The 26,707-nt window shown below is 70.1% G+C and carries 21 protein-coding genes; 5 read left to right on the top strand and 16 right to left on the bottom strand.

Translation table 11 applies throughout. From position 1 onward, the window contains the following. Nucleotides 1-3: 3 nt before the first annotated feature. From cimA to AQJ46_RS29550, 6 genes are all read right to left on the bottom strand, one after another. Nucleotides 4-1,608, bottom strand: coding sequence for a citramalate synthase (gene cimA, locus AQJ46_RS29575; RefSeq protein ID WP_059208475.1), 1,605 nt, complete (start codon nucleotides 1,606-1,608; stop codon nucleotides 4-6). 310 nt (nucleotides 1,609-1,918) lie between these two features. Continuing rightward, nucleotides 1,919-3,133: a TolB family protein gene (locus AQJ46_RS29570; protein WP_059208474.1), complete on the bottom strand. Its 1,215-nt coding sequence runs from the start codon at nucleotides 3,131-3,133 to the stop codon at nucleotides 1,919-1,921. Nucleotides 3,134-3,189: 56 nt separating this feature from the next. Continuing rightward, nucleotides 3,190-5,256: a TolB-like translocation protein gene (locus tag AQJ46_RS29565; protein WP_059208636.1), complete on the bottom strand. Its 2,067-nt coding sequence runs from the start codon at nucleotides 5,254-5,256 to the stop codon at nucleotides 3,190-3,192. Next, the gene (locus AQJ46_RS29560) at nucleotides 5,256-6,281 is read right to left on the bottom strand and encodes a TolB-like translocation protein (protein WP_059208473.1); all 1,026 of its coding nucleotides are present in this window, start codon (nucleotides 6,279-6,281) and stop codon (nucleotides 5,256-5,258) included. The genes AQJ46_RS29565 and AQJ46_RS29560 overlap by 1 nt, the downstream gene beginning before the upstream one ends. A 223-nt stretch (nucleotides 6,282-6,504) precedes the next feature. Beyond that, complete coding sequence (locus tag AQJ46_RS29555) at nucleotides 6,505-7,593, bottom strand: branched-chain amino acid aminotransferase (protein WP_059208472.1); 1,089 nt, start codon at nucleotides 7,591-7,593, stop codon at nucleotides 6,505-6,507. A gap of 255 nt (nucleotides 7,594-7,848) precedes the next feature. Next, nucleotides 7,849-8,892, bottom strand: coding sequence for a 3-isopropylmalate dehydrogenase (locus tag AQJ46_RS29550; protein WP_059208471.1), 1,044 nt, complete (start codon nucleotides 8,890-8,892; stop codon nucleotides 7,849-7,851). A gap of 153 nt (nucleotides 8,893-9,045) precedes the next feature. Between AQJ46_RS29550 and AQJ46_RS29545 the strand changes: the two genes are divergently transcribed. Next, entirely contained in the window at nucleotides 9,046-10,602 is a 1,557-nt protein-coding gene (locus tag AQJ46_RS29545) for a purple acid phosphatase family protein (RefSeq protein WP_059208470.1), read from the top strand. A gap of 52 nt (nucleotides 10,603-10,654) precedes the next feature. Here the strand turns inward: AQJ46_RS29545 and AQJ46_RS58500 are convergent, their stop codons facing one another. Both AQJ46_RS58500 and AQJ46_RS29540 read right to left on the bottom strand, forming a co-directional pair. Continuing rightward, a complete protein-coding gene (locus tag AQJ46_RS58500; RefSeq protein ID WP_020121043.1) occupies nucleotides 10,655-10,786 on the bottom strand; it encodes a hypothetical protein in 132 nt (43 codons plus the stop codon). Nucleotides 10,787-11,003: 217 nt separating this feature from the next. Further along, nucleotides 11,004-11,900 (bottom strand): LysR family transcriptional regulator, encoded by an 897-nt coding sequence (locus tag AQJ46_RS29540; RefSeq protein ID WP_059208469.1) that lies wholly within the window; start codon nucleotides 11,898-11,900, stop codon nucleotides 11,004-11,006. A gap of 93 nt (nucleotides 11,901-11,993) precedes the next feature. Between AQJ46_RS29540 and AQJ46_RS29535 the strand changes: the two genes are divergently transcribed. Next, nucleotides 11,994-12,992, top strand: coding sequence for an NADP-dependent oxidoreductase (locus AQJ46_RS29535; RefSeq protein ID WP_059208468.1), 999 nt, complete (start codon nucleotides 11,994-11,996; stop codon nucleotides 12,990-12,992). Between the two features lie 34 nt (nucleotides 12,993-13,026). Here the strand turns inward: AQJ46_RS29535 and AQJ46_RS29530 are convergent, their stop codons facing one another. From AQJ46_RS29530 to AQJ46_RS29520, 3 genes are all read right to left on the bottom strand, one after another. After that, nucleotides 13,027-13,875 (bottom strand): alpha/beta fold hydrolase, encoded by an 849-nt coding sequence (locus tag AQJ46_RS29530; RefSeq protein ID WP_059208467.1) that lies wholly within the window; start codon nucleotides 13,873-13,875, stop codon nucleotides 13,027-13,029. A 65-nt stretch (nucleotides 13,876-13,940) separates the two neighbouring features. Continuing rightward, a complete protein-coding gene (pruA, locus tag AQJ46_RS29525; RefSeq protein WP_059208466.1) occupies nucleotides 13,941-15,572 on the bottom strand; it encodes an L-glutamate gamma-semialdehyde dehydrogenase in 1,632 nt (543 codons plus the stop codon). Between the two features lie 250 nt (nucleotides 15,573-15,822). Next, nucleotides 15,823-16,749, bottom strand: a complete 927-nt coding sequence (locus AQJ46_RS29520; protein ID WP_059208465.1) for a proline dehydrogenase family protein — start codon at nucleotides 16,747-16,749, stop codon at nucleotides 15,823-15,825. A 145-nt stretch (nucleotides 16,750-16,894) separates the two neighbouring features. On the opposite strand from AQJ46_RS29520, the gene AQJ46_RS29515 reads away from it, so the two are divergent. Both AQJ46_RS29515 and AQJ46_RS29510 read left to right on the top strand, forming a co-directional pair. Continuing rightward, nucleotides 16,895-18,271, top strand: coding sequence for a PucR family transcriptional regulator (locus AQJ46_RS29515; RefSeq protein WP_059208464.1), 1,377 nt, complete (start codon nucleotides 16,895-16,897; stop codon nucleotides 18,269-18,271). 55 nt (nucleotides 18,272-18,326) lie between these two features. Further along, nucleotides 18,327-18,971, top strand: coding sequence for an HAD family hydrolase (locus AQJ46_RS29510; RefSeq protein ID WP_059208463.1), 645 nt, complete (start codon nucleotides 18,327-18,329; stop codon nucleotides 18,969-18,971). 48 nt (nucleotides 18,972-19,019) lie between these two features. Here AQJ46_RS29510 and AQJ46_RS29505 read toward each other — a convergent pair whose 3' ends face one another. Next, a complete protein-coding gene (locus AQJ46_RS29505; protein WP_059208462.1) occupies nucleotides 19,020-19,592 on the bottom strand; it encodes a TetR/AcrR family transcriptional regulator in 573 nt (190 codons plus the stop codon). A 76-nt stretch (nucleotides 19,593-19,668) separates the two neighbouring features. Between AQJ46_RS29505 and AQJ46_RS29500 the strand changes: the two genes are divergently transcribed. Then, entirely contained in the window at nucleotides 19,669-21,201 is a 1,533-nt protein-coding gene (locus tag AQJ46_RS29500; protein WP_059208461.1) for an MFS transporter, read from the top strand. A 67-nt stretch (nucleotides 21,202-21,268) separates the two neighbouring features. On the opposite strand, the gene serA is transcribed toward AQJ46_RS29500, so the two are convergent. The 4 genes from serA to AQJ46_RS29480 form a co-directional block, all read right to left on the bottom strand. Further along, a complete protein-coding gene (gene serA, locus AQJ46_RS29495; RefSeq protein WP_057616389.1) occupies nucleotides 21,269-22,858 on the bottom strand; it encodes a phosphoglycerate dehydrogenase in 1,590 nt (529 codons plus the stop codon). A 275-nt stretch (nucleotides 22,859-23,133) separates the two neighbouring features. After that, complete coding sequence (gene ilvC, locus AQJ46_RS29490) at nucleotides 23,134-24,132, bottom strand: ketol-acid reductoisomerase (RefSeq protein ID WP_059208460.1); 999 nt, start codon at nucleotides 24,130-24,132, stop codon at nucleotides 23,134-23,136. Nucleotides 24,133-24,243: 111 nt separating this feature from the next. Next, the gene (ilvN, locus tag AQJ46_RS29485; RefSeq protein WP_057616386.1) at nucleotides 24,244-24,771 is read right to left on the bottom strand and encodes an acetolactate synthase small subunit; all 528 of its coding nucleotides are present in this window, start codon (nucleotides 24,769-24,771) and stop codon (nucleotides 24,244-24,246) included. 21 nt (nucleotides 24,772-24,792) lie between these two features. Then, entirely contained in the window at nucleotides 24,793-26,637 is a 1,845-nt protein-coding gene (locus AQJ46_RS29480; RefSeq protein ID WP_208617006.1) for an acetolactate synthase large subunit, read from the bottom strand. Nucleotides 26,638-26,707 lie beyond the last annotated feature (70 nt).

Here is a 26,707-nt window from a genome sequence, read left to right as displayed (position 1 = left end):
TGGTTACTCCGCCGGCTCCACCCCGGCGCGCAGCAGCCCGTACGTGTACGCGTCCTCCAGGGCCTGCCACGACGCCGCGATCACGTTCTCCGCGACGCCCACCGTCGACCACTCCCCCGTGCCGTCCGACGTGGAGATCAGGACGCGGGTCGTGGACTGGGTGCCGTGGACGCCTTCGAGGATGCGGACCTTGTAGTCGACGAGGTCGAGCTTGGCGAGCTGGGGGTAGATCTTCTCCAGGGCCACGCGCAGGGCGCGGTCGAGGGCGTTGACCGGGCCGTTGCCCTCTGCCGTGGCGACGATGCGCTCGCCCTTGGCGAAGAGCTTGACCGTGGCCTCGTTGGCGTGGGTGCCGTCGGGGCGGTCCTCCACGATCGCGCGCCAGGACTCGACCCCGAAGTACTTGAGGGGCTTGCCCTGGACCTCGGCGCGGAGGAGGAGTTCGAAGGAGGCGTCGGCGGCCTCGTACGTGTAGCCCTTGAGCTCGCGCTCCTTGACCCGCTCCACGACCCGGCCGACCAGCTCGCGGTCGCCGCCGAGGTCGACGCCGAGTTCCTTGCCCTTGAGCTCGATCGAGGCGCGGCCGGCCATGTCGGAGACCAGCATCCGCATGGTGTTGCCGACCTGCTCGGGGTCGATGTGCTGGTAGAGGTCCGGGTCGACCTTGATCGCGGAGGCGTGCAGGCCCGCCTTGTGGGCGAAGGCCGAGACGCCGACGTAGGGCTGGTGGGTGGAGGGGGTGAGGTTGACGACCTCGGCGATCGCGTGCGAGATGCGGGTCATCTCGCGCAGCTTGCCGTCGGGGAGGACCTTCTTGCCGTACTTGAGCTCCAGGGCCGCGACGACCGGGAAGAGGTTGGCGTTGCCGACCCGCTCGCCATAACCGTTCGCCGTGCACTGGACGTGGGTCGCGCCCGCGTCCACGGCGGCGAGGGTGTTGGCGACCGCGCAGCCGGTGTCGTCCTGGGTGTGGATGCCGAGCCGGGCGCCGGTGTCGGCGAGGACGGTCGCGACGACCGCCTGGACCTGGGCCGGCAGCATGCCGCCGTTGGTGTCGCAGAGGATGACGACGGAGGCGCCGGCTTCCGAGGCCGCCCGTACGACGGCCTTCGCGTACTCCGGGTTCGCGCGGTAGCCGTCGAAGAAGTGCTCGCAGTCGACGAAGACCCGGCGATCCTGCGAAACCAGGTACGACACCGTGTCGCGGACCATTTCCAGGTTCTCGTCCAACGTCGTCCTGAGCGCCAGCTCGACGTGCCGGTCGTGTGACTTGGCGACCAGGGTGATCACGTCGGCGCCTGAGTCCAGGAGGGCCTTGACCTGCGGGTCCTCCGAGGCCTTCGCGCCCGCCCGTCGGGTCGCGCCGAAGGCGACGAGCTGGGCGTGCTTGAAGTCGATCTCCTGACGGGCGCGCGCGAAGAACTCGGTGTCCCGCGGGTTGGCGCCGGGCCAGCCGCCCTCGATGAAGCCCACGCCGAAGTCGTCCAGGTGCCGTGCGATGGCCAGCTTGTCCGCGACGGTGAGGTTGATGCCCTCCCGCTGGGCGCCGTCGCGCAGGGTGGTGTCGAAGACGTGGAACTGATCGTCGAGCTCGCTGGTTGCGGTCATGGTCTCAAGGCTCCTGTGGATTGGATCTCGGTCGTACCGGAATGACCGGCTCCACCGCCTCCACATACTCCCTCGCGCTCTCGCTTCTGGCTGAGGGTGGGCCAGAAAAAGCGAAAAACCCCTCGCGGGTGCGAGAGGTCTGCGCGCGGGTCGAAGACGACGGTGTCCGCCCGTACCTGGTCGTACGTGGCGGTCACTGCGGACCGGCGCGCCTGCTGCCAATAATCATGGCGAACGAGAGCACGGGGGAAGTCTGGCACAGACCGCCCCCGTGCTCACCCTCCGTCTCAGGATGCGAGCACTGTGCAGCTCATCGGAGGTGTCGTACGAACGCGTCGGTGCCGTCGTTGGTGTCGCCGGCCGGGATCAGCGTCGGGTCGGAGGACTGGAAGAGGATCCGGCGGGCGCCGTCGGCGATCCGGCCCGGCAGGACGTCGGCCGTCGCGGTGCCGCCGGTGGTGTCCGGGGTGACGAGGGTGGTGGTGCCCTTCTTCAGGTCCCGCAGATAGACGGGGTACTCCTCGCCGTACCGGCTGCCGGGCTCGGCCACCTTCGACATGAACGTGAGATAGCGGCCGTCGGCGCTGATCGCCGCGTTCCGGGTGTAGACCTCGCCCGGACCGCCCTGGGTGCCGTGGATGCGCTGGTTGGTGCCGGTGCGGATGGTGTGCACGAACACGTTCCAGCTCACGTCGGTGTCGTCGGGAACCAGGTGGGTGTCCCGGGACTCGAAGACGACGGTACGGCCGTCGCCGCTGATGGACGGGTTCAGCGACTCCCGCTCGGTCTGCGAGCCGTCGTAGGAGCGGTCGATCTGGGTGTGCTCGCCCGTGCCGCGGTCGTACATCCAGACGTCGCCCCAGTCGTCGCCGCGCGGCCCGTTCGCGTAGGTGTACTGGTAGACGATCCGGCGCCCGTCGTCGCTGACCGTCGGCCGGAAGGCGTTGCGCGGCTCCCAGGTGGGCCGGGGGTGGCTGATGCGCTCGGTGGTGCCCTTGATGCGGTCGCGCAGGAAGACCACATCGGTGTTCCCGGCGGTCTCCTGGAGCGTGTAGACGGCGTAGCGGCCGTTGGGGCTGACGGAGATCTCGGCGGGCCGCCCGGTGAAGCCCTCGGGGACCTCGATGCCGAACCCGACCCGCTTGCCCGTCCCGATGTCGTGGATCCACAGCTCGGCGGAGTCCGGGCCGTACTCGGCGTAGACGTAGCGGCCGTCGTTCAGGACCGCCACCAGACCCCCGAAGCCCGCGAAGCGGAGCTTGCCGGTGTGCGGGTCGCGCAGGTACATACCGCCGTGCGGCACGTTGGGGTCCAGGTCCTCGGCGTCCGAGGTGAGGGCGATGTGGCGGCCGTTGCGGCTGATGACCGCGGTGCGGGTGACGCCGTTGCCCGCCTTCCCCTCCGGGGTGACGCTGACCGGCTCGGTGTAGGGGCCCCTGGGTGCGGCGCTCGCCGCGGGAGCCGTGAGTGCCGCGGTGGCGATGGCCGCCAGGAGCGCGGCTGCCAGGCGCTTCTTGCCATGCATGGTTGTTCCCCCGTGATCGGTCGTTGGCCTTGCGCTGTCCGTCATTGCGCTGTCCGTCATTGCACTGTCCTCAGGAACACGTCCGCCACCCCGTTGGTGTCCCCCTCCACCAGATCGGGTGACGCCGACTCGAATGCGACGACCGTGCCGTCGGCGTTGACAGAGGGGTGTCCGGCCGGGAGGTCGTTGCGGCCGCCCCAGCGGTCGACGCTGACCAACTGGCGCTTTCCGGTGCCTAGTTCAAGCAGGTGGACGGAACGGCCCGCGGTGTACGCCACCCGGGTGCCGTCTCCCGAGAGCGAGGGCTGGGTGCCGCCGACCCGGGTCGTGATGCCGGTGTCGAGATCACGGGCGTAGGAGTCGCGGCCCCGCTGGTAGGCGACCTTGCGGCCGTCCGCACTGAGGGAGGGCGCCGACGCGTGCTCGGCGGCCTTCTCCAGGGCTCCGGTGTCCAGGTCACGGACGTAGACGTCGCCGCCCTGCTCGAAGGCGATGTACCGGGCGTTGTAGTTCACCGACGGGTTGCCCGCCGCTCCGCCCGTGGGCGCGCTGACCACGTCGGTGCCGCCGCCGTTGAACTTGAAGCGGTAGACGCGGGGTTGCGGGTCCGGGTCGGTGTCGGTTGCGGGCAGGGTCGCCGCATAGGTGAGCCACTGGCAGGTGGGGTCCACCACGGGCTGTCCCATCCAGGTGAAGCGGACGCCCTGGTAGGAACCCAGGCTGGTGAGCTTGCCGACCGCGCGGTTGCGGATGTGGACCCCCGGGCCGCCGTCGGGGGCGTAGGGGGCCACATAGCCGACCTCGCGTCCGCTGTAGCAGGGGGTGCCCTCGGACGACGGTTTCTGGCCGGCCGAGTTGACCTGCGAGACGCCGCTGGGGGTGTTCACGAAGACATCGCCCTCCGAGGTGAAGGAGACGACCTTGTCCTGCCCCATCGCCGGGTCGTAGGACGCCCCGGCCCGCTGCTGCCCGTCCCGGGTCGTGCTGATGCGCTCGGTGACGGACGGCATCGGCGCCGGGTTCCCGCGCAGCCCGCCGGAGAAGACGAACACGTCCGACTCCGCGTTGGTGTCGCCCGGCACCAGGTGGGACGCCGTCGAACTGAACACCACCGCACGGCCCTTGGCGGCCAGCGCGCCGTCCATCACCTGGGCGCTCCGCGGCAGAGCGGCCCCGCGCAGACCGGTGCGCAGATCACGCACCCGGGTGCCGTCCTCGCCGGCGACGACGGCGTACCGGCCGTCGGCCGTGGCCGAGAGCGGCCGTCCGTCGGCCACCCGCCGCGACTCGCCGGTGCGCAGGTCATGGATGTACAGGCCACTCTCGGCGTCGAGGAGGACGCGCCGACCGTCCGCGGTGATGCTGACCAGGTAGGCGGCTCCGAGGCCCGTGTCCACCTGGGTCCGCTCGCCCGTCCTGCGGTCCTTGACGTAGACGTCGACGGGATCCTCGTCGCTGTCGACGCGGACGCCGTACGCGACCCGCTTCCCGTCGCCGCTCACCGAGGCCCCGGCCTTCTGGCCCTCCTCGGCCGGTGAGACCAGTTCGTCGTTGCCGGTGGCCGTGTCGCGGACGTACAGGAGCCGGGTGTTCTCCGGGCCGTTGCGGTTTCCGATGGTGTACGCGACGTGCGTGCCGTCCGGGCTCATCGACTGCACGCGGCCCAACTCGTTGAAGCCGGGCGGAGCTTGCGGCCACAGCTTCTCCGCGCGGCCGGTGGCGCGGTCGTACAGATAGGGGGCCAGGAGACGGGTGCCCGCGGAGAAGGCGATACGGCTTCCGTCGGCGCTCGGCGTCGGTGAGCCGTAGGTGTAGCCGCTGCCGAGGTCGATCTTCGTGACCCCGCCGTCGGCCACGTCCTTCACGAACAGGCACGGGGTGAAGTCCGCGCAGCCGAAGCTCGACGCGACGGACACGAACGCGACATGGCGGCCGTCGGCACTGATCGCGGCGTCGCTCGAGGATCCGTCGGCCTGGCTGCCGTCGGCGGCGGTGCTCACGCGCTGGGTGGGCGACTTCCCGGGACGGGACTGCGCCTGGGACTGGGCGTGGGCCTGGGCGGTGGTACCGGCCAGGACGAGGACAACTGCCGCTCCCAGCAGGGCTCTTGAGGCACGGGACATCAGCGGGACCTCCACTGGAAGACGTCGTGCACGCCATTGGTGTCACCGGGGACGACGTCCGCGCCCGCCGTGGAGTAGACGACCGAGCGGCCCCGGTCGGAGATTGATCCGTCGCCGGCACCGCCGTTTCCGACGAGCTCGCGGTGTCCGCCGTGCAGCAGCCAGAGGTTCGACTGCGCGTCCTGGAGCAGTAGTCGGCGCCCGTCGGGACTGACGGCCCGCACCTGGACGCCGGGGAAGTGCCGGACCCGGTCCGTGCGCAGATCGCGTACGTACGAGCCGTCCGCCGAATCCATCACGAGGACACGGCCGTTGACACTCAGCTGCACGACGGTCGAGCGGGTGCCGTCGTCCACCTCGGTCTGCGTACCGGTGACGCGATCGGCGACCCACACGTCCCCGGTGCCGTTGTCCTGGTAGGCCACGAGGCGGCCGTCGCCGCTGAGGGACGGGTTGTCCATGTCCCGGGTGGAGTCGGCCGGGCCCGCGCTGACGGTCTCGGTCGTGCCGGCGACCCGGTCGTAGAGGACGATACGGGTCGGGAACTGCGGGTGTCCGGCCCACTGGTAGGCGACGTGGCGGCCGTTCGCGCTGATCTCCGGGGAGCCCGCGCTGTCCTGGGCGTCGCCCCCGACCCGGGTTCTCGTGCCGTTGGTCAGGTCGGTCAGGAAGACGTTGATGTGACGGCTGCCCCAGTCGATGTACGTGGCCCAGCGGCCGTCGGCGCTGAGCCGTGGCGTGCTGAGCGCGTTCTCCAGCTTGGTCACCTCGCCGGTTCTCAGGTCACGGACGTAGGAGTAGGTGCCCGGGTGGGTGATCCCCTCGGGCACGAGGTTGGTCGCCGACGAACGGAACGCCACGAAGCGGCCGTTCGGCGTGGTGACCGCGGCACTGGAGGCTCTGTCGCCCTGGGTTCCGTCGGCGGCGGTGCTGACACGGTCGACGTGCGGTGCGGCGGATGCGGTGGTACCGGTGAACGCGACGAGCAAGGCCGCGCCTAAAAGACATGCGGCGGCTCCGGACATGTTCCCCCCTGTGATCCCCGTTGACGCATACCCCCGGCCCCGCGCCGAGGGCTCCCTACGAGGCAAACGCACCATCGACCGCAGGGTCAATCGGCCTTATTGCGTACAACCCGGGCGGAAGGTCACGCGTCCGCGCGGAGCCGAAGCAGTGGAGGAGGTGACCGGAACACGCGACGGGCCCGCCCGGACGTCGTCCGGACGGGCCCGTGGAACGGCCGCTGGCTCAGCCCAGCTTGTGCATCCAGCCGTGCTTGTCCTCCCTGACACCGCGCTGGATGCCGAGCAGCGCCTCGCGCAGCTTCAGGGTGACCTCGCCGGGCGTGCCGTCACCGTGGGTCCAGGCGTCCGTCCTCGTCTTGACATGGCCGATCGGCGTGACGACCGCGGCGGTGCCGCAGGCGAAGACCTCCGTGAGGGCGCCGGACGCGGCGTCGGCGCGCCACTGGTCCAGGGTGACGACACCTTCCTCGGCGGTGTACCCGAGGTCGCGGGCGACCTGGAGGAGCGAGTCGCGGGTGATGCCCTCGAGGATCGAGCCGGTGAGCGACGGCGTGACGATCCGGTCGCCGTAGACGAAGGCGATGTTCATGGAGCCGGACTCCTCGACCTTGGTGCGGGTCACCGCGTCGAGGTAGACGACCTGGTCGCAGCCGTTCGCGGCGGCCTCGGCCTGCGGGAGGAGGGAGGCCGCGTAGTTGCCGCCGGTCTTGGCGTCGCCGGTGCCGCCGGGGACCGCGCGCACGTAGTCCTCGGAGACCCAGATGGTGACCGGCTTGACCCCGCCGGCGAAGTACGCCCCGGACGGGGAGGCGATCAGCATGAAGAGGTACTCGTTGGCCGGGTGGACGCCGAGCGCGGCCTCCGTGGCGAACATGAAGGGCCGCAGATAGAGGGATTCCTCGCCGCCGTGCGGCGGGACCCAGTCGGCGTCCTGGCCGATCAGCGCGTCGAGGGCCTCGATGAACAGATCCTCCGGCAGCTCGGCCATCGCCATCCGGCGGGCGGAGTTGCGGAAGCGCCGGGCGTTGGCCTCCGGCCGGAACACGGCGACCGAGCCGTCGGCCTGGCGGTAGGCCTTCAGGCCCTCGAAGATCTCCTGCCCGTAGTGCAGGACGTGGGTGGAGGGATCCAGGGAGATGGGGCCGTACGGGACGAGCTGCGCGTCGTGCCAGCCGCGGCCCTCGGTCCACTTGATCGTCACCATGTGGTCGGTGAAGTGGCGGCCGAACCCGGGATGGGCCAGGATCGCCGCGCGCTCCGCGTCGGAAAGTGGCGAGGCCGAGGGCTTGAGCTCGATCGTGGGCGTCGTCATGAGTGGTTGTCCTTCACCGGTTGTAGTGACGGGCCGCGCTCACGCCCTTTTACTGTCAGTGACCAGTGCTAGGACGTCCGAGCATTCCCTCACTCCGCGGCTCCGCGTTCGATTATCGCAAGCGGGGGGCCGAGGAAGAAACGGCGTGAAATGCGACCCAGGGGATGATGGTGGCACCCGGCGGGGGACATGCGAAAGCCGCCGGGTACGAGTGACCCGGCGGCTTCGAATGGTTTTTCGAGTGACGCGCCCGGGTCAGCCGGCTACTCGTACGGCCAGCGCGTCGCCGATCTCCGACGTGCTGCGGGCGGGCTTGCCGGTGCGCTCGGCGAGGTCGGCGGTGACCGCCTCGTCGATGCGAGCGGCCTCGGCCTCGAAGCCGAGGTGGCGCAGGAGCAGGGCGACGGACAGGACCGTGGCGGTGGGGTCGGCCTTGCCCTGGCCGGCGATGTCCGGGGCCGAGCCGTGGACGGGCTCGAACATGGACGGGAACTCGCCGCTCGGGTTGATGTTCCCGGAGGCCGCGACGCCGATGCCGCCGGAGACGGCCGCGGCGAGGTCGGTGATGATGTCGCCGAAGAGGTTGTCGGTGACGATCACGTCGAACCGGGCCGGGTCGGTGACCAGGTAGATCGTGGCCGCGTCGACATGGATGTAGTCGGTGGTGACCTCGGGGAACTCCTCGGCCACCTTGTTGAAGGTGTTCGTCCACAGGTGCCCGGCGAAGGTCAGCACGTTGTTCTTGTGGACCAGCGTGAGCTTCTTGCGGGGGCGGGCCTGGGCGCGGGCGAAGGCGTCACGGACCACGCGCTCGACACCGAAGGCCGTGTTCACGGAGACCTCGGTGGCGACCTCGTGCTCGGTGCCCTTGCGGATGGTGCCGCCGTTGCCGGTGTACGGACCCTCGGTGCCCTCACGGACGACGACGAAGTCGATGGCCGGCTCGCCCTTGAGGGGCGTGTCGACACCCGGGAGCAGCTTCGACGGACGCAGGTTCACGTGGTGGTCGAAGGCGAAGCGGAGCTTGAGCAGGAAGCCGCGCTCCAGCACGCCGGAGGGGACCGACGGGTCGCCGATGGCGCCCAGCAGGATCGCGTCGTGCTTCTTCAGCGCGTCGAGGTCGGCGTCGGTGAGGGTCTCACCGGTGGCGTGGTAGCGGCGGGCGCCGAAGTCGAAGTCCTTGGTCTCCAGCTTCACATCCTGCGGAAGGACGGCGGAGAGGACCTTCAGACCTTCGGCCACGACCTCCTGGCCGATGCCGTCACCGGGAATCACTGCGAGATTGATGCTGCGAGACATGCGGGAACCCTACTCCTCGTCCCATGGGATGACATGGCGTGTCCGCGATACGGACATGCCACGGGAGCGCCCGCACGGGCCGGCGTCAGTCCTTCGGCTCACGTTCACCTGGAGGTGTGGCGGTTGTCGGTGTCCGCTGGGAAGTTCACAGCCATGGACCTCCCCGACTTCGGCATTCCGCCCCACCTCGCGCGCCGGATGACCATGGCCGAGCAGCACGAGTACCTGCGGACGAAGCTGTCCCGGCGCCGCACGCTGGTGACGGCGGGCGCGGTCGCGGGCGGCCTGCTGACCGGCTGCGCGGGCCACAGCCCTTCGAGCCCGGCCACCGCCCCCTCCCCCACGGCCTCGGTGCACGGCTCCGCCGTCGCCCCCTTCGGCCGCCATCTCGCCTTCGGTGCCGACCCGAGGACGCAGATGCGGATCTCGTGGCAGGTCCCGCTCGCGGTGAAGAAGCCGTACGTCCGCGTCGGCCTGAAGCCCGACGACCTGAGCCGGAAGATCGAGGCGGAGCTCCGCGACCTGCACACCCCGGGGCAGACCGGCGTACGTCTCGCCCTCGACCAGTACTACCTGCACACGGCCCTGGACGGCCTGCGCCCCGGCACGACGTACTACTACGGCGTCGGCCACGACGGCTTCGACCCGGCGGACGCGAGCCGCCGCTCGACCATCAGCAGCTTCCGTACGGCCCCGGCGAGCCCCGGGAAGTTCGTCTTCACCGCCTTCGGCGACCAGGGCGTCGGCACCGCCGCGGCCGCCAACGACAACCTCCTGCTGCGCCAGAAGCCCGCCTTCCACCTCCACGCCGGCGACATCTGCTACGCCGACGGCAACGGTCGGGGCCTGACGTCGGACGGCTACGACCCGGGCTTCTGGGATCTGTTCCTCAAGCAGAACGAGGAGGTCGCGCGGAGCGTGCCGTGGATGGTGACGACCGGCAACCACGACATGGAGGCCTGGTACTCGCCCGACGGCTACGGCGGCCAGCTCGCCCGCTGGTCCCTCCCGGACAGCGGCTTCGACCCGCGCTCGGCGCCGGGCGTGTACTCGTTCGTCTACGGCAACGTCGGCGTCGTGGCGCTGGACGCGAACGACGTGTCGTACGAGATCCAGGCCAACTTCGGTTACACGGGCGGGAAGCAGACGAAGTGGCTGGAGAAGAAGCTGGCCGAGCTGCGCGCGGCCAAGGGGATCGATTTCGTGGTCGTCTACTTCCACCACTGCGCGTACTCGACGTCCTCGCACGCCTCCGACGGCGGGGTGCGCGCCGAGTGGCTGCCGGTGTTCGAGAGGCACCAGGTGGATCTGGTGATCAACGGGCACAACCACGTGTACGAGCGGACGGACGCGATCCGCGGCGGCGAGGTGGGCCGGCCGGTGCCGGTCGGCGGCGCCACGGATCCGACGCGGGACGGGATCGTGTACGTGACGGCCGGCGGGGGCGGCCGGGATCTGTACGGCTTCCCGGCGGGCGTGAAGGAGAGCTACGAGGGGCGCGTGCACGACCACGAGTCCGTCGAGACCTTCCAGTGGACGAAGTCCGAGCAGCCCCGGAAGGAGACGGTGGAGTGGTCGCGGGTGCGCTACCGCGGGTTCTCGCTGCTCTCGGTGGAGGCGGAGAGCGGGGCGCGGCCGCGGCTGACGGTGTCGGCGCTCGCGCAGAACGGGGAGCGCGTCGACCACTTCGAGGTGCGGCGCGGGGCCTGACGGGCCCGCGCCACACCTCGTTCGGGTGCGGCTCCCGGCTTCGAGGGGTCGGTCAGTGACCGGTCGAGCCGCCGTTGTCACGGCGGTCGAGGGCGCGCTGCAGGGCTGCGGCGGCGTTCTTGCGGTCGGACTCGCTGGTCCGGGAGGTGTGACGGACTCGACGGCGGGCGGTCGTCTCGGCCATGAGAAATCGACTCCTTCGAATTTCCAGGGAAGGGGACAACGAGACGCCGGAGGGGGCGGGGAGCGGCGGACCGCAGGGGTTGCCTGCATGGGGCCCGGCTCACGACCGCCATTCGCTTGATCGAGCGAGACGTTCGGCTCCTACAAAGCTAAGCGAGGACGGCCGGTCTGTCTCCACAATTACTCGGACTTCCTACTATCTGAGACGGCGGAGTGGATCACCCGCCACTGACCTGCGGTTTCACCGATGCCCTGAGCTCCCGCACGAGCGCCCGGACGGCCGCGGTGGCGGCGAGCTCCGGGGTGGTGACGTAGCCGACCCGACGGGTGGGCCGCCCGGGTCCGAGGTCGGTGATCTCCGTGCCGGGCGGGGCCGCGGTGAGGGAGAGCGCGGGCATGATCGCCATACCGAGCCCACTGCCCACCATCGACAGCACGGCCCCGTCGTCCTCGGCGCGGACGGTCGCGGCGGGGATCCAGTCCTGCGCGGCCCACCACTGCCGGGTGTACGAGGAGCAGTTCTCCCTCCAGTCGACCAGCGGCAGCGACCGCGGATCGGGATGCCCGGCCGGATGCACGAGGGCGTACGGCTCCTCCAGGAGGACGTCCCCGACGAGCTGCGGCGGGATCGGCGAGCTGGTGCCGAGACCGGCGATCCCGAGGTCGGCCCGCCCTTCGGCCACTTCCCCGGCCGTTCCGGGACCGATTTCCCGTACGACGGTGACGGTCGCCTCGATTCCCGGGTGCCGTGCGGACAGCCGCTCCAGGACGGGCGGCAGCAGGTGCAGGGCCGCGCTGCGGAACGCGGCGATGCGCAGCGGCCCGGCGATCTCGCCCCCAGGTGTCTCGCGTGCCTCCCTGACCAGGGTCTCCAGCATCCGCAGCACCCGGCGGGCGTGCGCCACCGTCCGCGCACCGGCCGGGGTGGGCCGGGCACCGAACCGCCCCCGCTCGAACAGCACGACGCCGACCTTGCGTTCGATGCCGCGCACGGCGTGCGAGACGCCCGACTGGGTCGTGCCCAGCCGGACCGCCGCCGCCGAGAAGCCGCCTTCTTCGGCGACCGCGACCAGGACACGAAGCTCCTGCGGAGCGAGATCGACAGCGCTGCTCATGTCCGCCCCCCCATGAGGGCGGCTCATGGATCCGCCCGTTCCATGAGCCCAACCCTCTGCCCGCACCCGCGCATTCCTGCCTACCGTCCAGTCATGACCGCGCTCACCGTGCACCAGACCGCCCGCCCGACCGGCTTCCCGGCCCCCGAGCACTTCCGCTTCGTGGAGTCCCGGGTTCCGGAGCCCGCCCGCGGCACGGCGCTCGTCGAGAACCTGTACTGGTCCGTCGACCCCTACCACCGCGAAATGATGGACGGCGACTTCGAGTTGAACGCCCCGCTGGAGGGCCGTGCGCTCGGCAGAATCGTCGCCTCGCGCGAACCGTCCCTGCCGGAGGGCGAGTTGGTCTTCCACCGGAAGGGCTGGCGGACCCACTCGGTGGTGAACCCGGCCGAGACCAGACGCCTGCCGCTCCATGAGGGCGTACCGCTCTCCGCGTATCTGAGCGTTCTCGGCGGTACCGGCCTGACGGCGTACGTCGGCCTCACCCGCATCGCCCGACTCCGCGAGGGCGACGACGTGTTCGTCTCCGCCGCGGCCGGCGGGGTCGGCACGGCGACGGGCCGCTTCGCACGGCTGCTGGGCGCGGGCAGGGTGATCGGGAGCGCGGGATCACCGTCGAAGGTCAGACATCTGATCGAACAGGTCGGTTACGACGCCGCGTTCGACTACCGGTCCGGCCCGGTCGCGGACCTCCTCACGAAGGCCGCACCCGACGGCATCGACGTGTTCGTCGACAACGTCGGCGGCGAGCACCTGGGCGCGGCGATCGGTGCGCTCAGGGAGCACGGCCGAGTGGTCCGGGTCGGCACGGTGGGCCAGTACAACACCCCGGACACGCCGCCGGTCGTCTTCGACCACGCGGACGTCGTGGAGAAGAGCCTGCGCATCGAGGGCTTCCTGGTGCGCGACTACGCGGACCTGCAGGAGGAGTTGTACGCGTTCGCCGTACCGCATCTGGTCAGCGGGGCGCTCGTTCCCGACGAGACGGTGGTGGACGGCTTCGAGCGGATCGTGGAGGCGTTCCTGCTGATGCTGCGCGGTGGGAACACCGGGAAGATCCTGGTGAGGGCGGGCGGGCGGTGCGGGTGAGGTGGGCGGTGCGGGGTGATGTACGCGGGCGCGATCACCTCCGCCCCGGCCTCGACGTACGGCCGAGCACGGTCCCCACGGCGTCCCGGAAGCGCTCCGGGGCCTCCACCCACGGCAGATGACCGGCCTTCGGCAGCACCACCCGCCGTACTCGTGGCAACGCCTCCTCCAGCGAGTCCACGGCCGAACGCGGGCGGATGTCCTCGGCGCCGTCGATGATCAGGACGGGGACGTCCAGGGACGCGCAGCCGGTCCGCAGGACGGGGGTACCCCAGGTATCCGCGGTCTCGGCGTTCAGGGCCTTGTTGCACTCGTAGTTGATGTCGAACCAGGGGTCGGCCATCCGGCGGGCGTGCTCCAGGGCGTGCTCGCGGTCCGCGAAGTCGGCCGTCCACTGGAGGATCGCGTGCTCCGGGTCCCTCTTCGGCAACTCCCGCCAGCGGGCGAACCGTTCGGGATCCTCGCCGAGGCGCGCGGCGAGGTTGTCCGTGTAGCGGGCGTGCCAGTGCGACGCCGGCACGATGCCCGACCCGCTGACGTATATCAGCGTGCTCACCCGCTCAGGGTGGGCAAGGGTGTAGCTCAACGCCAGTTGCGCACCCCAGGAGTGGCCGAGCAGCGCCATCCGGTCCAGGTCGAAGTGGCGTCGTACGACGTCCAGGTCGGCCACGAACCGGTCGGTCGTCCACGGTCCGGCGCACCGCTGCGAGCGGCCGCAGCCGCGCTGGTCCCAGCGGATCACCGAGGCCCGGTCGCCGAGCATCGCGGCCATGTCGCCGAACATGTCCCACAGTCCCGGCCCGCCGTGGCACAGGACCAGCGGGTCGCCCTCACCCGAACGCGAGGCCCACAGTCGTACGCCGTCCTCGGTGATCGCGGTCATGCCCGCATTGTGCGCGCACGAAGGGCCGGGCAACAGCCCGGCCCCTGCTGACGACTGACTGACCGTCAGCCCATGTGCGGGTAACCGTAGTCGGTGGGCGGGACCAGCGTCTCCTTGATGGCGCGGGTCAGGGTCCAGCGCTGGAGGTTCTGCGGGGCGCCGGCCTTGTCGTTGGTGCCGGAGGCGCGGCCGCCGCCGAAGGGCTGCTGGCCGACGACGGCGCCGGTGGACTTGTCGTTGATGTAGAAGTTGCCGGCCGCGTAGCGCAGCTTCTCCATCGTGTACGCGGCCGCCGCGCGGTCGGACGAGATCACCGAGCCCGTCAGCGCGTAGTCGGACGCCGACTCCATCTGGGTCAGCATCTCCTCGTACCTGTCGTCCTCGTAGACGTACACCGCGAGGAAGGGGCCGAAGTACTCGGTGGTGAAGACCTCGTTCGCCGGGTCCGTGCACTCGACGACGGTCGGGCGGACGAACCAGCCGACCGAGTCGTCGTAGGAACCGCCCGCGACGATCGTGCAGGTGGGGTCCGACTGCGCGCGGTCGATCGCCGCCTTGTTCTTGGCGAAGGCACGCTCGTCGATGACCGCGCCGATGAAGTTGGACAGGTCGGTGACGTCACCCATGGCGATGCCGTCCACCTCGGCGGCGAACTCCTCGCGGAAACCGCTGTTCCAGATCGACGCCGGGATGTAGGCCCGGGACGTCGCCGAGCACTTCTGGCCCTGGTACTCGAAGGCACCGCGGGTCAGGGCGGTCTTGAGGATCGCGCGGTCGGCGCTCGGATGGGCGACGACGAAGTCCTTGCCGCCGGTCTCGCCGACCAGGCGCGGGTAGGTGCGGTACTTCTCGATGTTGGCGCCGACCGTCTTCCACAGGTGCTGGAAGGTCTTCGTCGAACCGGTGAAGTGGATGCCCGCGAGGTCCCGGTGCTCCAGGGCGACCTTGGAGACCTCGATGCCGTCGCCGGTGACGAGGTTGATGACGCCCTTGGGCAGACCGGCCTCCTCGAGGAGCTGCATGAGCAGCACGGCGGCGTGGGTCTGGGTCGGGGACGGCTTCCACACCACGACGTTGCCCATGAGGGCGGGGGCGGTGGGCAGGTTGCCCGCGATCGCCGTGAAGTTGAACGGCGTGATCGCGTAGACGAACCCCTCGAGCGGGCGGTGGTCGAGGCGGTTCCAGACGCCGGGGGCGTTGGCCGGAGGCTGCTCGGCGAGCAGGTCACGGGCGTACTTGACGTTGAAGCGCCAGAAGTCGATCAGCTCGCAGGGCGTGTCGATCTCGGCCTGCTGGGCGGTCTTGGACTGGCCGAGCATGGTGGAGGCGGCCAGCGTCTCGCGCCAGGGGCCGGAGAGCAGTTCGGCGGCGCGCAGGATGATCGCGGCGCGGTCGTCGAAGGACATCGCGCGCCAGGCGGGGGCGGCGGCGAGCGCCGCGTCGATGGCGTCCTGGGCATCCTGCTGGGTGGCGTTGCGGTAGGTGCCCAGCACGGCCTTGTGGTGGTGCGGCTGCACGACCTGGAAGGCCTCGCCGCCGCCCAGCCGCTTCTCACCGCCGATGGTCATCGGCAGGTCGACCGGGTTCTCGGCCAGCTCCTTGAGCCTGGCCTCCAGCCGGGCCCGCTCGGGCGAGCCGGGGGCGTAGCCGTGCACCGGCTCGTTGACGGGGGTGGGGACCTGGGTCACAGCGTCCATGGGTTACCTCTTCCGAGTGATTCCCTGGCTTCAGCCCAAGGAAGCTGAAGCGGTTGCGTATGGTGAGCAGCGGTCAGGGCTTGACCGTCACGGTCTCGCTGTAGCGAGCCGTGAGAAGCCCCTTCGGGGGCGGAGTCACGAGATCCGTAACTCCTTTCCACGGATCTGGGTCCGGCTCAGCCGGCCGCAGGGCTGCAGCTGTTGGCCTCCGAATTTCGCGGAGACCGACAGCCGTGGCTCATCCAGCGCATCACCCCTTGCTGATCATCGAGCGGACGAAAAATCGCAGGTTCGCCGGCTTCTCCGCGAGTCGGCGCATGAAGTAGCCGTACCAGTCGGTGCCGTAGGCCGTGTAGACGCGCATCCGGTGGCCCTCGGCGGCCAGCCGCAGGTGTTCGTCGCCGCGGATGCCGTAGAGCATCTGGAACTCGTACTCGTCGGGCTTGCGGCCGGCCTGCCGGGCGAGTTCCTGGGCGATGGAGATCAGGCGTGGGTCGTGGGAGCCGACCATCGGGTATCCCTCGCCCTCCATCAGGATGCGCAGGACCCGGACGTACGCCTTGTCGATCTCGTGTTTCTGCTGGTAGGCGACCTCGGCGGGCTCCTTGTACGCGCCCTTCACGAGCCGCACCCGGCTGCCCGCCCCGGCGAGCCGGCGGGCGTCGGCCTCGGTGCGGAAGAGGTAGGCCTGGATCACACAGCCGGTCTGCGGGAAGTCCTTCCGCAGCTCCTCGTGGATGGCGAACATCGAGTCGAGGGTGGTGTGGTCCTCGGCGTCGAGCGTGACGGTCGTACCGATGGCGGCGGCCGCCTCGACGACCGGCCGGACGTTCGCGAGAGCCAGCTCGTGCCCCCCGGGCAGCGCCTGGCCGAACATCGACAGCTTCACGGACATCTCGGCCCTGGTACCCAGGTCGAGTGCCTTGAGCCGGTCGATGAGCGCCAGATAGGCGTCCCGAGCGGCTTCCGCCTGCTCCGGGGTGGTGATGTCCTCGCCGACGACGTCCATCGTCAGCTCCAGACCGCGGTCGGTCAGCTCGCGGACGATCGGCACGATCTCGTCGACCGTCTCGCCCGGGATGAAGCGGTCGACGACCCGCTTGGTCACCGGGGCCGCCGAGATCAGGCGTCGCATCCGGTCGCTGCGCGACGCGGCAAGAATCACGGGACCCAGCACGGGGCACCTCCACAAACCAGCAGATAGAACCACCGTGAAATCTAAGGATCCCCCCGATCGTCGGCCATCGACAGCTGTCACGCATCCGTGCCGCAGATCTCAGACAGATGTATGAAGGACCGCGGAATTGCGGGAGAATGCCCGAGTGACGTCCGATGCCGCAGCTTTCCACCGCGCAGGTGACTACCAGGAGCTGGTCGACGAGATCTCGGAACTCCTGGGCGTGCCGGCGACCCTGGAGAACCGCGACTTCGAGCTGATCGCCTTCGGTGCGTACGACAGTGAGGGCGACCTCGATCCGTCGGCGCTGGACCCCGTCCGCACCCGCTCGATCCTGACCCGGCGCTCCACGGCCGCGGTCCGGACGTGGTTCGAGGGCTTCGGCATCACCAGGGCGAGCGGGCCGGTGCGGATTCCGCCCACTCCGGAGGCGGGGGTCTATCGCGGGCGGATCTGTCTGCCCGTACGTCATCGGGGGGTCGTCCTCGGTTACGTCTGGCTCCTGGACTCCGATCCCGGCCCGACCGACCCGCAGCTGGACGCGGCGATGCGGGTGACGGCCCGGATCGGCGCACTGCTCGCGGACGAGGCGCAGCACGGGGCCGACCTGAGCCGGGAGCTGCGGGCGGTGCTGACCGCCGAGCGCGGCTGGCAGGGCGACATGGCGGTGGCGGCCCTGCGCACGGCGCTGGGTCCCCGCGCCGACGGCCCGTACACCGTGGTGTGCGTCGCCCCATGGCCGTCCGCCGACCCGGACGACGCCCCGTCGTCGCGTACGGTCCCGCACGCGACGGCCTTGTGCACGGTGCCGTGGGGTGTCACGGGCCAGGCCCTGGCGGTCCTGGTACGGCTACGGGCGACCGACACCCTGACACCGGCGAGCTCGGCGGCGGGGCGGTTGCTGGAACGGGCGGCACCGGGTGCAACAGGCGACATGGCAGCCTCAGGCGCGACAGGCGACACCGCAGTCCCCGGCGTAACGCCTGGCACAGCAGCCCCTGGCGCGGCACCCAGCACGAAAACCCCGGATGCCACGGCGGACACCACAGCCCCTGGGGCGGCGCGCAGTACGGCAGCCTTTGACGCCCCACGGCACACCCCAGCCCCAGGCGCCGTGGCCGCCGGAGTCGCCGGCGCTCGTGTGGGCCTTGCCGAGCTGGCCCCCGCCTGGCAGGAGGCGTCGGCCGCGGCCCGTGCCGCGCTTGCGGAACCTGGGTTCGGGCCGGTCGCGGAGTGGTCGCGCATCGGCCCGTACCGTCTGCTGACCGCGCTGCCCCCGGAGACGGCCCACGACCCCGTCGTACGCCCCCTTCTCTCCCCCGCCCACCGCGAACTCGCCCGCACCGCCGAGGTCTACCTCGACTGCGCGGGCCAGGCCGGCCGCACCGCCGCGGAACTGGGTATCCACCGCCAGACCCTCTACTACCGCCTCTCCCGCGTCGAACAGCTCACCGGCCTTGACCTGGACGACGGCGAGGACCGGCTGCTGCTGCACATGGCGCTCAAGGGGGCGCGGCTGTAAGCGGCACCGTGATCGCCGCGTTCGACGTGCGAGCGGCGTGGGGAGACTGATCCCCGTGCCCCTGCTGATGATCGACCTCGACAACACCCTCGTCGACCGGGACGCCGCCTTCCGCGCGGCCGCGATCGACTTTCTCACCGAACACGGCCTGCCCGAAGGTGACTTGGGCTGGCTGATGACCCTCGACGCGAGCGGCCACACACCACGGCGGGAGGTCGCGCGGGCGCTGTCCGAGCGGTATGGCGGCATCGACGCCCAGGACTTCCTCGACCTGGGCGCGGCCGACCGGATCACCCTGTCCGACCCGGTCCGCGAGGCGCTCGTCGAGGCCCGCGCCGAGGGCTGGTCCTGCGTGATCGTGACCAACGGGCGGACCGTCCAGCAGGAGACGAAGATCCGCAACGTCGGCCTCGACCGGCTCGTCCACGGCTGGGTGATCTCCGAGGCGGCCGGGCACTGGAAGCCCGAGCCGGAGATCTTCCACGCGGCGGCCGCCGTCGCCGGAGTCGCGCTCGACGGCGCATGGATGATCGGCGACTCGGCCCTTGCGGACATCCGAGGCGCGCTGGGCGTCGGAGCACGGAGCGTATGGGTCTCGACCGGCCGGCCGTGGACGGAACCGGACTACCGGCCCACCCTCACCACCCGGGACACCGCGTCCGCCATCCGGCGCGTGACCGGCGGTCGGGACGATTATTGACGTACGGCATTTCGCGGGACCGGGTGATGGAGACGCGGGAGGGGCGTATCACTCGCGCGTGGCGGCCTCGATGACCTGCCGCAGGCCCTCGGTGAGGGTGTCCGCGTCGGGCGCGCTCTTGGGGTCGAAGGCCCACTGACCGATGAGTCCGGTCATCAGCGCCAGATAGAACCGGCCGAGGGTGTCGGCGGTCTCGTCCGTCACCTCCTCCTCCGGCACGCCCATGAGCATGGAGACCAGGCCCCGCCCACCCTCGCGCTGCGCACGCGCCAACTGGTCGCGCACCTCGGGCAGTTGGTCACCCATACCCATGATCTCCAGGCTGAGCCGCCACAGCGAGCCGGGCCCCCGCATGGTGTCGACGATGTTGGCCCACACCTCCCGGAAGCGCTCCAGCGAGCCGGGCGCACCGGTGAATCCGTCGCCCCCCTCGAAGGACACGTCCTCCACCAACGCGATGTACGCCTGCCCCAGCAGCGCGTCCTTCGAGCCGTAGTGATAGCCGATGGACGCCAGGTTCGTCCCGGACTCCTTGACGATGTCCCGCGCGGTCGTCCGCAGGAACCCCTTCTCCAGCAGGCAGCGCTTGGCGCCTTCGAGCAGATCCTCGCGATGTCCCATGCGCTCAGCCTATCTAGACAAGCGATTTATACAAGCGTCATAGACAAGCGTTTAAGACGCTCGTATAGTCGCCGTCATGACGAACCCGACGAGCACCACCACCCCGTCCGGCCGCGCCGGCCGCCGTGAATGGACCGCCCTCGCCGTCCTGATGCTTCCGCTGCTCCTGGTCTCGATGGACGTCTCCGTCCTCTACTTCGCGATCCCGGCGATCAGCGCGGACCTGGAGCCGAGCGGCACCCAGCAGCTGTGGATCTTCGACATCTACGCCTTCGTCCTGGCCGGCCTGCTCATGACGATGGGCTCCCTGGGCGACCGCATCGGCCGCCGCAGGCTCCTGCTGATCGGCGCCGTCGCCTTCGGCACCGCCTCGCTGATCGCCGCCTACGCGAACAGCGCGGAGACCCTCATCGCTGCCCGAGCGGTCCTCGGCATCGGCGGCGCGACCCTGATGCCGTCGACGATGGCGCTGATCCGCACGATGTTCACCGACCCCGGCCAGCGCGCGAAGGCGATCGGCATGTGGTCCGGTGTGATGACGGCCGGGATCGCGCTCGGTTCGGTGATGAGCGGTGTGCTGGTCGAGTACTTCTGGTGGGGCTCGGTCTTCCTGGTCAACCTGCCCGCGATGGTGCTGCTCCTGGTCCTCGGCCCCATCCTGCTGCCCGAGTCGAAGGCCGCATCGCCCGGCCGGTTCGACTGGCTGAGCGTCCCTCTGTCGATGGCCGCGGTGCTGCCGGTCGTCTACGGCCTGAAGGAAATCCCGTCCGAGGGCTGGAACGTCCGTTACGTCGTCTCGATCACCGTCGGTCTGCTCTTCGCGGTCCTCTTCGTGCACCGCCAGCGCACCACGGCCTCGCCGATGATCTCCCCGGCCCTGTTCCGCGGCCGCGGTTTCGGGCCCTCCGTCGCGCTCAACCTGATCTCCTCGTTCGCGATGATGGGCTCGGCCTACTTCACCACGCAGTACCTGCAGTCGGTGCTCGGCAAGAGCGCGCTGGAGGCGGCCCTGTGGGCGCTGTTGCCCTCGGTGCCGATCGGCGCCGCGGCCCCGCTCGCGACCTCGCTGGTCCAGAAGGGGGTCGACCGCGCTCACGTCGTCACCGCCGGCTTCGCGATCGGCGCGGTCGGCTACGCGCTGCTGGCCTTCACCGGCACGGACTCGATGGCGCTGGTCCTGACCGCGTGCGGTGTCCTCGCCGTCGGCGTCGTCACCGTGATCTCGCAGATCACGGACCTCGCGATGAGCAGCGCCCCGGTGGAGCGGGCCGGTTCGGCGTCCTCCCTGATGGAGACCGGCGCGGAGTTCGGCGGCGCCCTCGGCATGGCGGTCCTCGGCTCCATCGGTACGGCGGTCTACCGCCACGAGATGCCGGATGCGGCGCCGGATGCGGCGCGGGAGACGCTGGGCGGGGCGCTCGCGGTGGCCGACCGGTTCCCGGGACTCGCGACGGCGGCCCGGGAGGCGTTCACCAGCGGACTGCAGGGCGCGGCGATCGCCGGGGCGGTGCTGCTGGTCACGGCGGCGGGCCTGGCGGCGCTGACGCTGCGAGGCGTCGAGGTGCGCACGGAGGTGCCGGAGCCGGAACCGGAGAAGTCACTCGCGTGAGCTCGCACGAGAAAGAGGCTGGGCGGACCGGGAGTTCCCGGTCCGCCCAGCCTCCTGTCGTCAAGCGTCAGACCAGGTTCACCGCACGGGCCGACGTCGCCCCGATCTCCTCGGCCACCTCGGTCAGCACACCCGCGGGCACCGTGTCGTCGACGGTGAGGACGGCGAGCGCCTCGCCACCGGCGATCGCCCGCGACACCTGCATACCGGCGATGTTGATGCCGGCCTCGCCGAAGATACGGCCGACCGTGCCGACGACGCCGGGACGGTCCTCGTACTTGAGGACGACCATGTGGTCGGCGAGGGCCAGGTCGACGTCGTACTCACCGACCGCGACGATCTTCTGGAGGTGCTTGGGACCAGCCAGCGTGCCGGAGACCGACACCTCCTCGCCGCTGCCGAGCGTGCCGCGCACGGTGACGACGTTGCGGTGGTCGGCCGACTCCGAGCTGGTCGTCAACCGCACCTCGACGCCGCGCTCCTGGGCGAACAGCGGGGCGTTGACGTACGACACCGTCTCGGCGACGACGTCCTCGAAGACACCCTTGAGGGCGGACAGCTCCAGCACCTTCACGTCGTGCTGGGTGATCTCGCCGTAGACCTCGACGTCGAGGCGGACCGCGACCTCACCGGCGAGCGCGGTGAAGATGCGGCCGAGGCGCTCGGCGAGGGGCAGGCCCGGCTTGACGTCCTCGGCGATGACACCGCCCTGGACGTTCACCGCGTCGGGCACGAGCTCACCGGCGAGGGCGAGGCGCACCGAGCGGGCGACGGCGATACCGGCCTTCTCCTGGGCCTCGTCGGTGGAGGCACCGAGGTGCGGGGTGGCGACGACCTGGTCGAACTCGAAGAGCGGCGAGTCCGTGCAGGGCTCCTTCGCGTACACGTCGAGACCGGCACCGGCGACCCGGCCCTCCTTGAGGGCGGAGTACAGCGCCTCCTCGTCGACGATCCCGCCGCGCGCGGCGTTGACGATCCGCACGCTCGGCTTGACCTTGCGCAGCGCCTCGTCGCCGATGAGGCCGACGGTCTCGGGGGTCTTGGGCAGGTGGACGGTGATGAAGTCGGAGACCTCGAGCAGCTCGTCCAGGGACAGCACCTTGACGCCCATCTGGGCGGCGCGGGCGGGCTGGATGTAGGGGTCGTAAGCGACGACCTTCATGCCGAAGCCGGACATGCGCTGGGCGACCAGCGCACCGATCCGGCCCAGACCCACGACACCGAGGGTCTTCTCGGCGAGCTCCACGCCCGTGTACTTGCTGCGCTTCCACTCGCCGTTCTTCAGCGCGGCGTTGGCCTGCGGAATGTGGCGGGCGGTGGCGACGAGGAGACCGCAGGCCAGTTCGGCGGCGGTCACGATGTTCGAGGTGGGGGCGTTGACGACCATCACGCCGGCCTTGGTGGCGGCGGAGACGTCGACGTTGTCCAGGCCGACGCCGGCTCGTGCGACGACCTTCAGCTTGTGCGCGGCGGCGATCGCTTCGGCGTCCACCTTGGTGGCGGAGCGGATCAGGATCGCGTCGACCTCGGCGATGGCCGGGAGCAGTTCGGCGCGGTCCGCTCCGTTGCAGTGCCGGATCTCGAAGTCGGGGCCAAGCGCGTCCACAGTCGCGGGCGACAGCTCTTCAGCGATGAGTACGACGGGTTTCGAGCTCACGTGAGTCCTCACAAGTCCATTGCGGACGGCCGTCCCGACGGCCGCAGGCGGTGGAGGGATGCTTGCCGCGTGGAAGACGCACGACGTTGTGGGCCTGACGCGTATGTATACGGCAGTGTAGTGGCGCGGAGAGGGACATCCCGCGCCGCTGTGGAAGGATCACCCGGACGTGCCGATCGACAGAATCCAGCCCCTCCGGCGTTTGAGGAGCGGGGCCCGGGGCAGAGCCCCGCGACGGCGCCCCGAGCCGGCGGCACCGTCGCGGAGCGTTCCGCTTACGCCTCCTCGTCGACCCAGCTCATCAGCTTGCGCAGCTGCTTGCCGGTGGTCTCCAGCAGGTGCTCGGAGTCCGCGGTCTTGTACTCGTTGTACTTCTTCAGACCGCCGTGGTACTCGGCCATCCACTCACGGGCGAAGGTGCCGTCCTGGATCTCGGCGAGGACCTTCTTCATCTCGGCCTTGGTGGCGTCCGTGATGATCCGCGGGCCGGTGACGTAGTCGCCCCACTCGGCGGTCTCGGAGATCGACCAGCGCATCTTCTCCAGGCCGCCCTCGTACATGAGGTCGACGATGAGCTTCAGCTCGTGCAGGCACTCGAAGTACGCGATCTCCGGCTGGTAGCCGGCCTCGGTCAGCGTCTCGAAACCGGCCTTGACCAGCGCGGCCGTACCACCGCAGAGAACGGCCTGCTCACCGAACAGGTCGGTCTCGGTCTCCTCGGTGAAGGTCGTCTTGATGACGCCGGCGCGGGTACCGCCGATGGCCTTGGCGTACGACAGCGCGAGCGCGAAGGCGTTGCCGGTCGCGTCCTGCTCGACGGCCGCGATACACGGAACGCCGCGGCCCTCCTCGTACTGGCGGCGGACGAGGTGGCCCGGGCCCTTGGGGGCGACCATGCAGACGTCGACGCCCGCCGGGGGCTTGATGAAGTCGAAGCGGATGTTCAGGCCGTGGCCGAAGAACAGCGCGTCGCCGTCGTTCAGGTTGTCCTTGATGGACTCCTCGTAGACCTGGGCCTGGATCGGGTCCGGGACGAGGATCATGATGACGTCGGCCTCGGCGGCGGCCTCGGACGGCGTCACCACGCGCAGGCCCTGCTCCTCGGCCTTGGCCTTGGACTTGGAGCCCTCGTGCAGACCGACACGCACGTCGACACCCGAGTCACGGAGCGACAGCGCGTGGGCGTGGCCCTGGCTGCCGTAACCGATGACCGCGACCTTGCGGCCCTGGATGATGGACAGGTCGGCGTCGGCGTCGTAGAACAGCTCGGCCACTTTGGGTTCTCTCCTTGGTCTGCAGGTGTTGCGTCCCACCGTATGACGGCGGGCTGAGATGAAGTTTCCGGGTCTCGGTATACGGGCGGCCGGAGCCGCCCGTACCCGGCCCTACGCGCTGCGGTCGAGCGCGCGCAGCGAGCGGTCCGTGATCGAACGGGCACCGCGGCCGATCGCGATGGTGCCCGACTGGACCAGCTCCTTGATGCCGAAGGGCTCCAGCATCTTCAGCATCGCGGACAGCTTCTCGCCGCTGCCGGTGGCCTCGATCGTGACGGCCTCCGGGGAGACGTCGACGGTCTTGGCGCGGAACAGCTGGACGATCTCGACGATCTGGGAGCGCGTCTCGTTGTCGGCGCGCACCTTCACCAGAACGAGTTCCCGCTGAACGGCGGAACCGGGTTCCAGCTCGACGATCTTCAGCACGTTGACGAGCTTGTTGAGCTGCTTGGTCACCTGCTCCAGCGGCAGTTCCTCGATCACGTTGACCACGATGGTGATCCGGGAGATCTCGGGGTGCTCGGTGACACCGACCGCGAGCGAGTCGATGTTGAAGCCGCGGCGGGAGAACAGGGCGGCGATCCGGGCGAGGATGCCGGGGGTGTTCTCCACCAGGACGGAGAGCGTGTGCTTGGACATGATCTTTTACGTCTCTCTCGCTCAGTCGTCTTCGTTGTCGCCGAAGTCGGGGCGGACGTCCCGGGCGGCCAGGATCGTGTCGTTCGAGGTGCCGGCGGCGACCATCGGCCACACCATCGCGTCCTCGTGGACGATGAAGTCGACGACGACGGGACGGTCGTTGATGGAGTTCGCCTCTTCGATGACCTTGTCCAGGTCCTCCGGGCGCTCACAGCGCAGGCCCACGCAGCCCATCGCCTCGGACAGCTTCACGAAGTCCGGCACGCGTGTGCCCTTGGCGTCCGGGTTGACGTCCTCGGGACCGCTGTGCAGCACCGTGTTGGAGTACCGCTGGTTGTAGAAGAGGGTCTGCCACTGGCGGACCATCCCGAGGGCGCCGTTGTTGATGATGGCGACCTTGATCGGGATGTTGTTCAGGGCGCAGGTGGTCAGTTCCTGGTTGGTCATCTGGAAACAGCCGTCGCCGTCGATCGCCCAGACCGTGTTGCCCGGCATTCCGGCCTTGGCGCCCATCGCGGCCGGGACCGCGTAGCCCATGGTTCCGGCGCCGCCGGAGTTCAGCCAGGTGGCGGGCTTCTCGTACTGGATGAAGTGCGCGGACCACATCTGGTGCTGGCCGACGCCCGCCGCGAAGATCGTGCCCTCGGGGGCGAGCTGTCCGACCCGCTCGATCACCTGCTGAGGGGAGAGCGAGCCGTCGGCGGGCAGGTCGTAGCCGAGCGGGTAGTTCTCGCGCCAGCGGGACAGGTCCTTCCACCAGGCGCTGTAGTCGCCCTGGTGGCCCTCGCTGTGCTCCTTCTGGACGGCCTGCACCAGGTCGGCGATGACCTCGCGGGCGTCCCCGACGATCGGCACGTCGGCGGCACGGTTCTTGCCGATCTCGGCCGGGTCGATGTCGGCGTGGACGATCTTGGCGTGCGGGGCGAAGCTGTCCAGCTTGCCGGTGACGCGGTCGTCGAATCGGGTGCCGAGGGCGACGATCAGGTCGGCCTTCTGCAGCGCGGTGACGGCGGTGACCGACCCGTGCATGCCCGGCATTCCCACGTGCAGCGGGTGGCTGTCGGGGAATGCGCCGAGCCCCATCAGGGTGGTGGTGACGGGGGCTCCGGTGAGTTCTGCGAGGACCTTCAGCTCGGCGGTGGCGCCGGCCTTGATGACACCGCCGCCGACGTAGAGGACGGGCCGCTTGGCCTGGGTGATCAGCTTGGCGCCTTCGCGGATCTGCTTGGCGTGCGGCTTGGTCACCGGGCGGTAGCCGGGCAGGTCCATGACGGGCGGCCACGAGAACGTCGTCTTCGCCTGGAGGGCGTCCTTGGCGATGTCGACCAGGACCGGGCCTGGGCGGCCGGTGGAGGCGATGTGGAAGGCCTGCGCGATGACCCGCGGGATGTCCTCGGCCTTGGTGACGAGGAAGTTGTGCTTGGTGATCGGCATGGTGATGCCGACGATGTCCGCCTCCTGGAAGGCGTCCGTGCCGATCGCCTTGGAGGCCACCTGCCCGGTGATCGCCACGAGCGGCACCGAGTCCATGTGGGCGTCCGCGATCGGGGTGACCAGGTTGGTGGCACCGGGGCCCGAGGTCGCCATGCAGACGCCGACCTTGCCGGTGGCCTGCGCGTAACCGGTGGCCGCGTGGCCCGCGCCCTGCTCGTGACGGACCAGGACGTGGCGCACCCGGGTGGAGTCCATCAGCGGGTCGTACGCCGGAAGGATGGCACCGCCGGGAATGCCGAATACCGTCTCGGCGCCGACCTCCTCGAGAGAGCGGATGAGGGACTGCGCGCCCGTGACGTGCTCGGGGGCGGACTGCTGTCCTCCGGATCGGGGCCGCGGCTGCGGATGGGCCCCGGTGGCCTGCTCGGTCATCGTCATTCTCTTCTCGATGCTGAGGGTTTTTGCGAAGTTTGCGCGGTGTTCGACTGGTGCTTGTGCAACA

The sequence above is a fragment of the Streptomyces canus genome, from assembly GCF_001514145.1.
Taxonomy (GTDB): domain Bacteria; phylum Actinomycetota; class Actinomycetes; order Streptomycetales; family Streptomycetaceae; genus Streptomyces; species Streptomyces canus.
The sequence above is the reverse complement of the archived record's forward strand: the minus strand, read 5'-3'. Positions and strand labels throughout refer to the sequence as shown.

Coding starts and splice junctions, on each gene's coding strand:
- pruA (WP_059208466.1), bottom strand. CDS start 15,572: ATGGACGCTGTGACCCAGGTCCCCACCCCCGTCAACGAGCCGGTGCAC.
- AQJ46_RS29550 (WP_059208471.1), bottom strand. CDS start 8,892: ATGTCTCGCAGCATCAATCTCGCAGTGATTCCCGGTGACGGCATCGGC.
- AQJ46_RS29540 (WP_059208469.1), bottom strand. CDS start 11,900: ATGAGCAGCGCTGTCGATCTCGCTCCGCAGGAGCTTCGTGTCCTGGTC.
- AQJ46_RS29530 (WP_059208467.1), bottom strand. CDS start 13,875: ATGACCGCGATCACCGAGGACGGCGTACGACTGTGGGCCTCGCGTTCG.
- AQJ46_RS29545 (WP_059208470.1), top strand. CDS start 9,046: ATGGACCTCCCCGACTTCGGCATTCCGCCCCACCTCGCGCGCCGGATG.
- AQJ46_RS29560 (WP_059208473.1), bottom strand. CDS start 6,281: ATGTCCGGAGCCGCCGCATGTCTTTTAGGCGCGGCCTTGCTCGTCGCG.
- AQJ46_RS29500 (WP_059208461.1), top strand. CDS start 19,669: ATGACGAACCCGACGAGCACCACCACCCCGTCCGGCCGCGCCGGCCGC.
- cimA (WP_059208475.1), bottom strand. CDS start 1,608: ATGACCGCAACCAGCGAGCTCGACGATCAGTTCCACGTCTTCGACACC.
- ilvN (WP_057616386.1), bottom strand. CDS start 24,771: ATGTCCAAGCACACGCTCTCCGTCCTGGTGGAGAACACCCCCGGCATC.
- AQJ46_RS29555 (WP_059208472.1), bottom strand. CDS start 7,593: ATGACGACGCCCACGATCGAGCTCAAGCCCTCGGCCTCGCCACTTTCC.
- AQJ46_RS29480 (WP_208617006.1), bottom strand. CDS start 26,637: ATGACCGAGCAGGCCACCGGGGCCCATCCGCAGCCGCGGCCCCGATCC.
- AQJ46_RS29535 (WP_059208468.1), top strand. CDS start 11,994: ATGACCGCGCTCACCGTGCACCAGACCGCCCGCCCGACCGGCTTCCCG.
- AQJ46_RS58500 (WP_020121043.1), bottom strand. CDS start 10,786: ATGGCCGAGACGACCGCCCGCCGTCGAGTCCGTCACACCTCCCGGACC.
- AQJ46_RS29505 (WP_059208462.1), bottom strand. CDS start 19,592: ATGGGACATCGCGAGGATCTGCTCGAAGGCGCCAAGCGCTGCCTGCTG.
- AQJ46_RS29565 (WP_059208636.1), bottom strand. CDS start 5,256: ATGTCCCGTGCCTCAAGAGCCCTGCTGGGAGCGGCAGTTGTCCTCGTC.
- AQJ46_RS29570 (WP_059208474.1), bottom strand. CDS start 3,133: ATGCATGGCAAGAAGCGCCTGGCAGCCGCGCTCCTGGCGGCCATCGCC.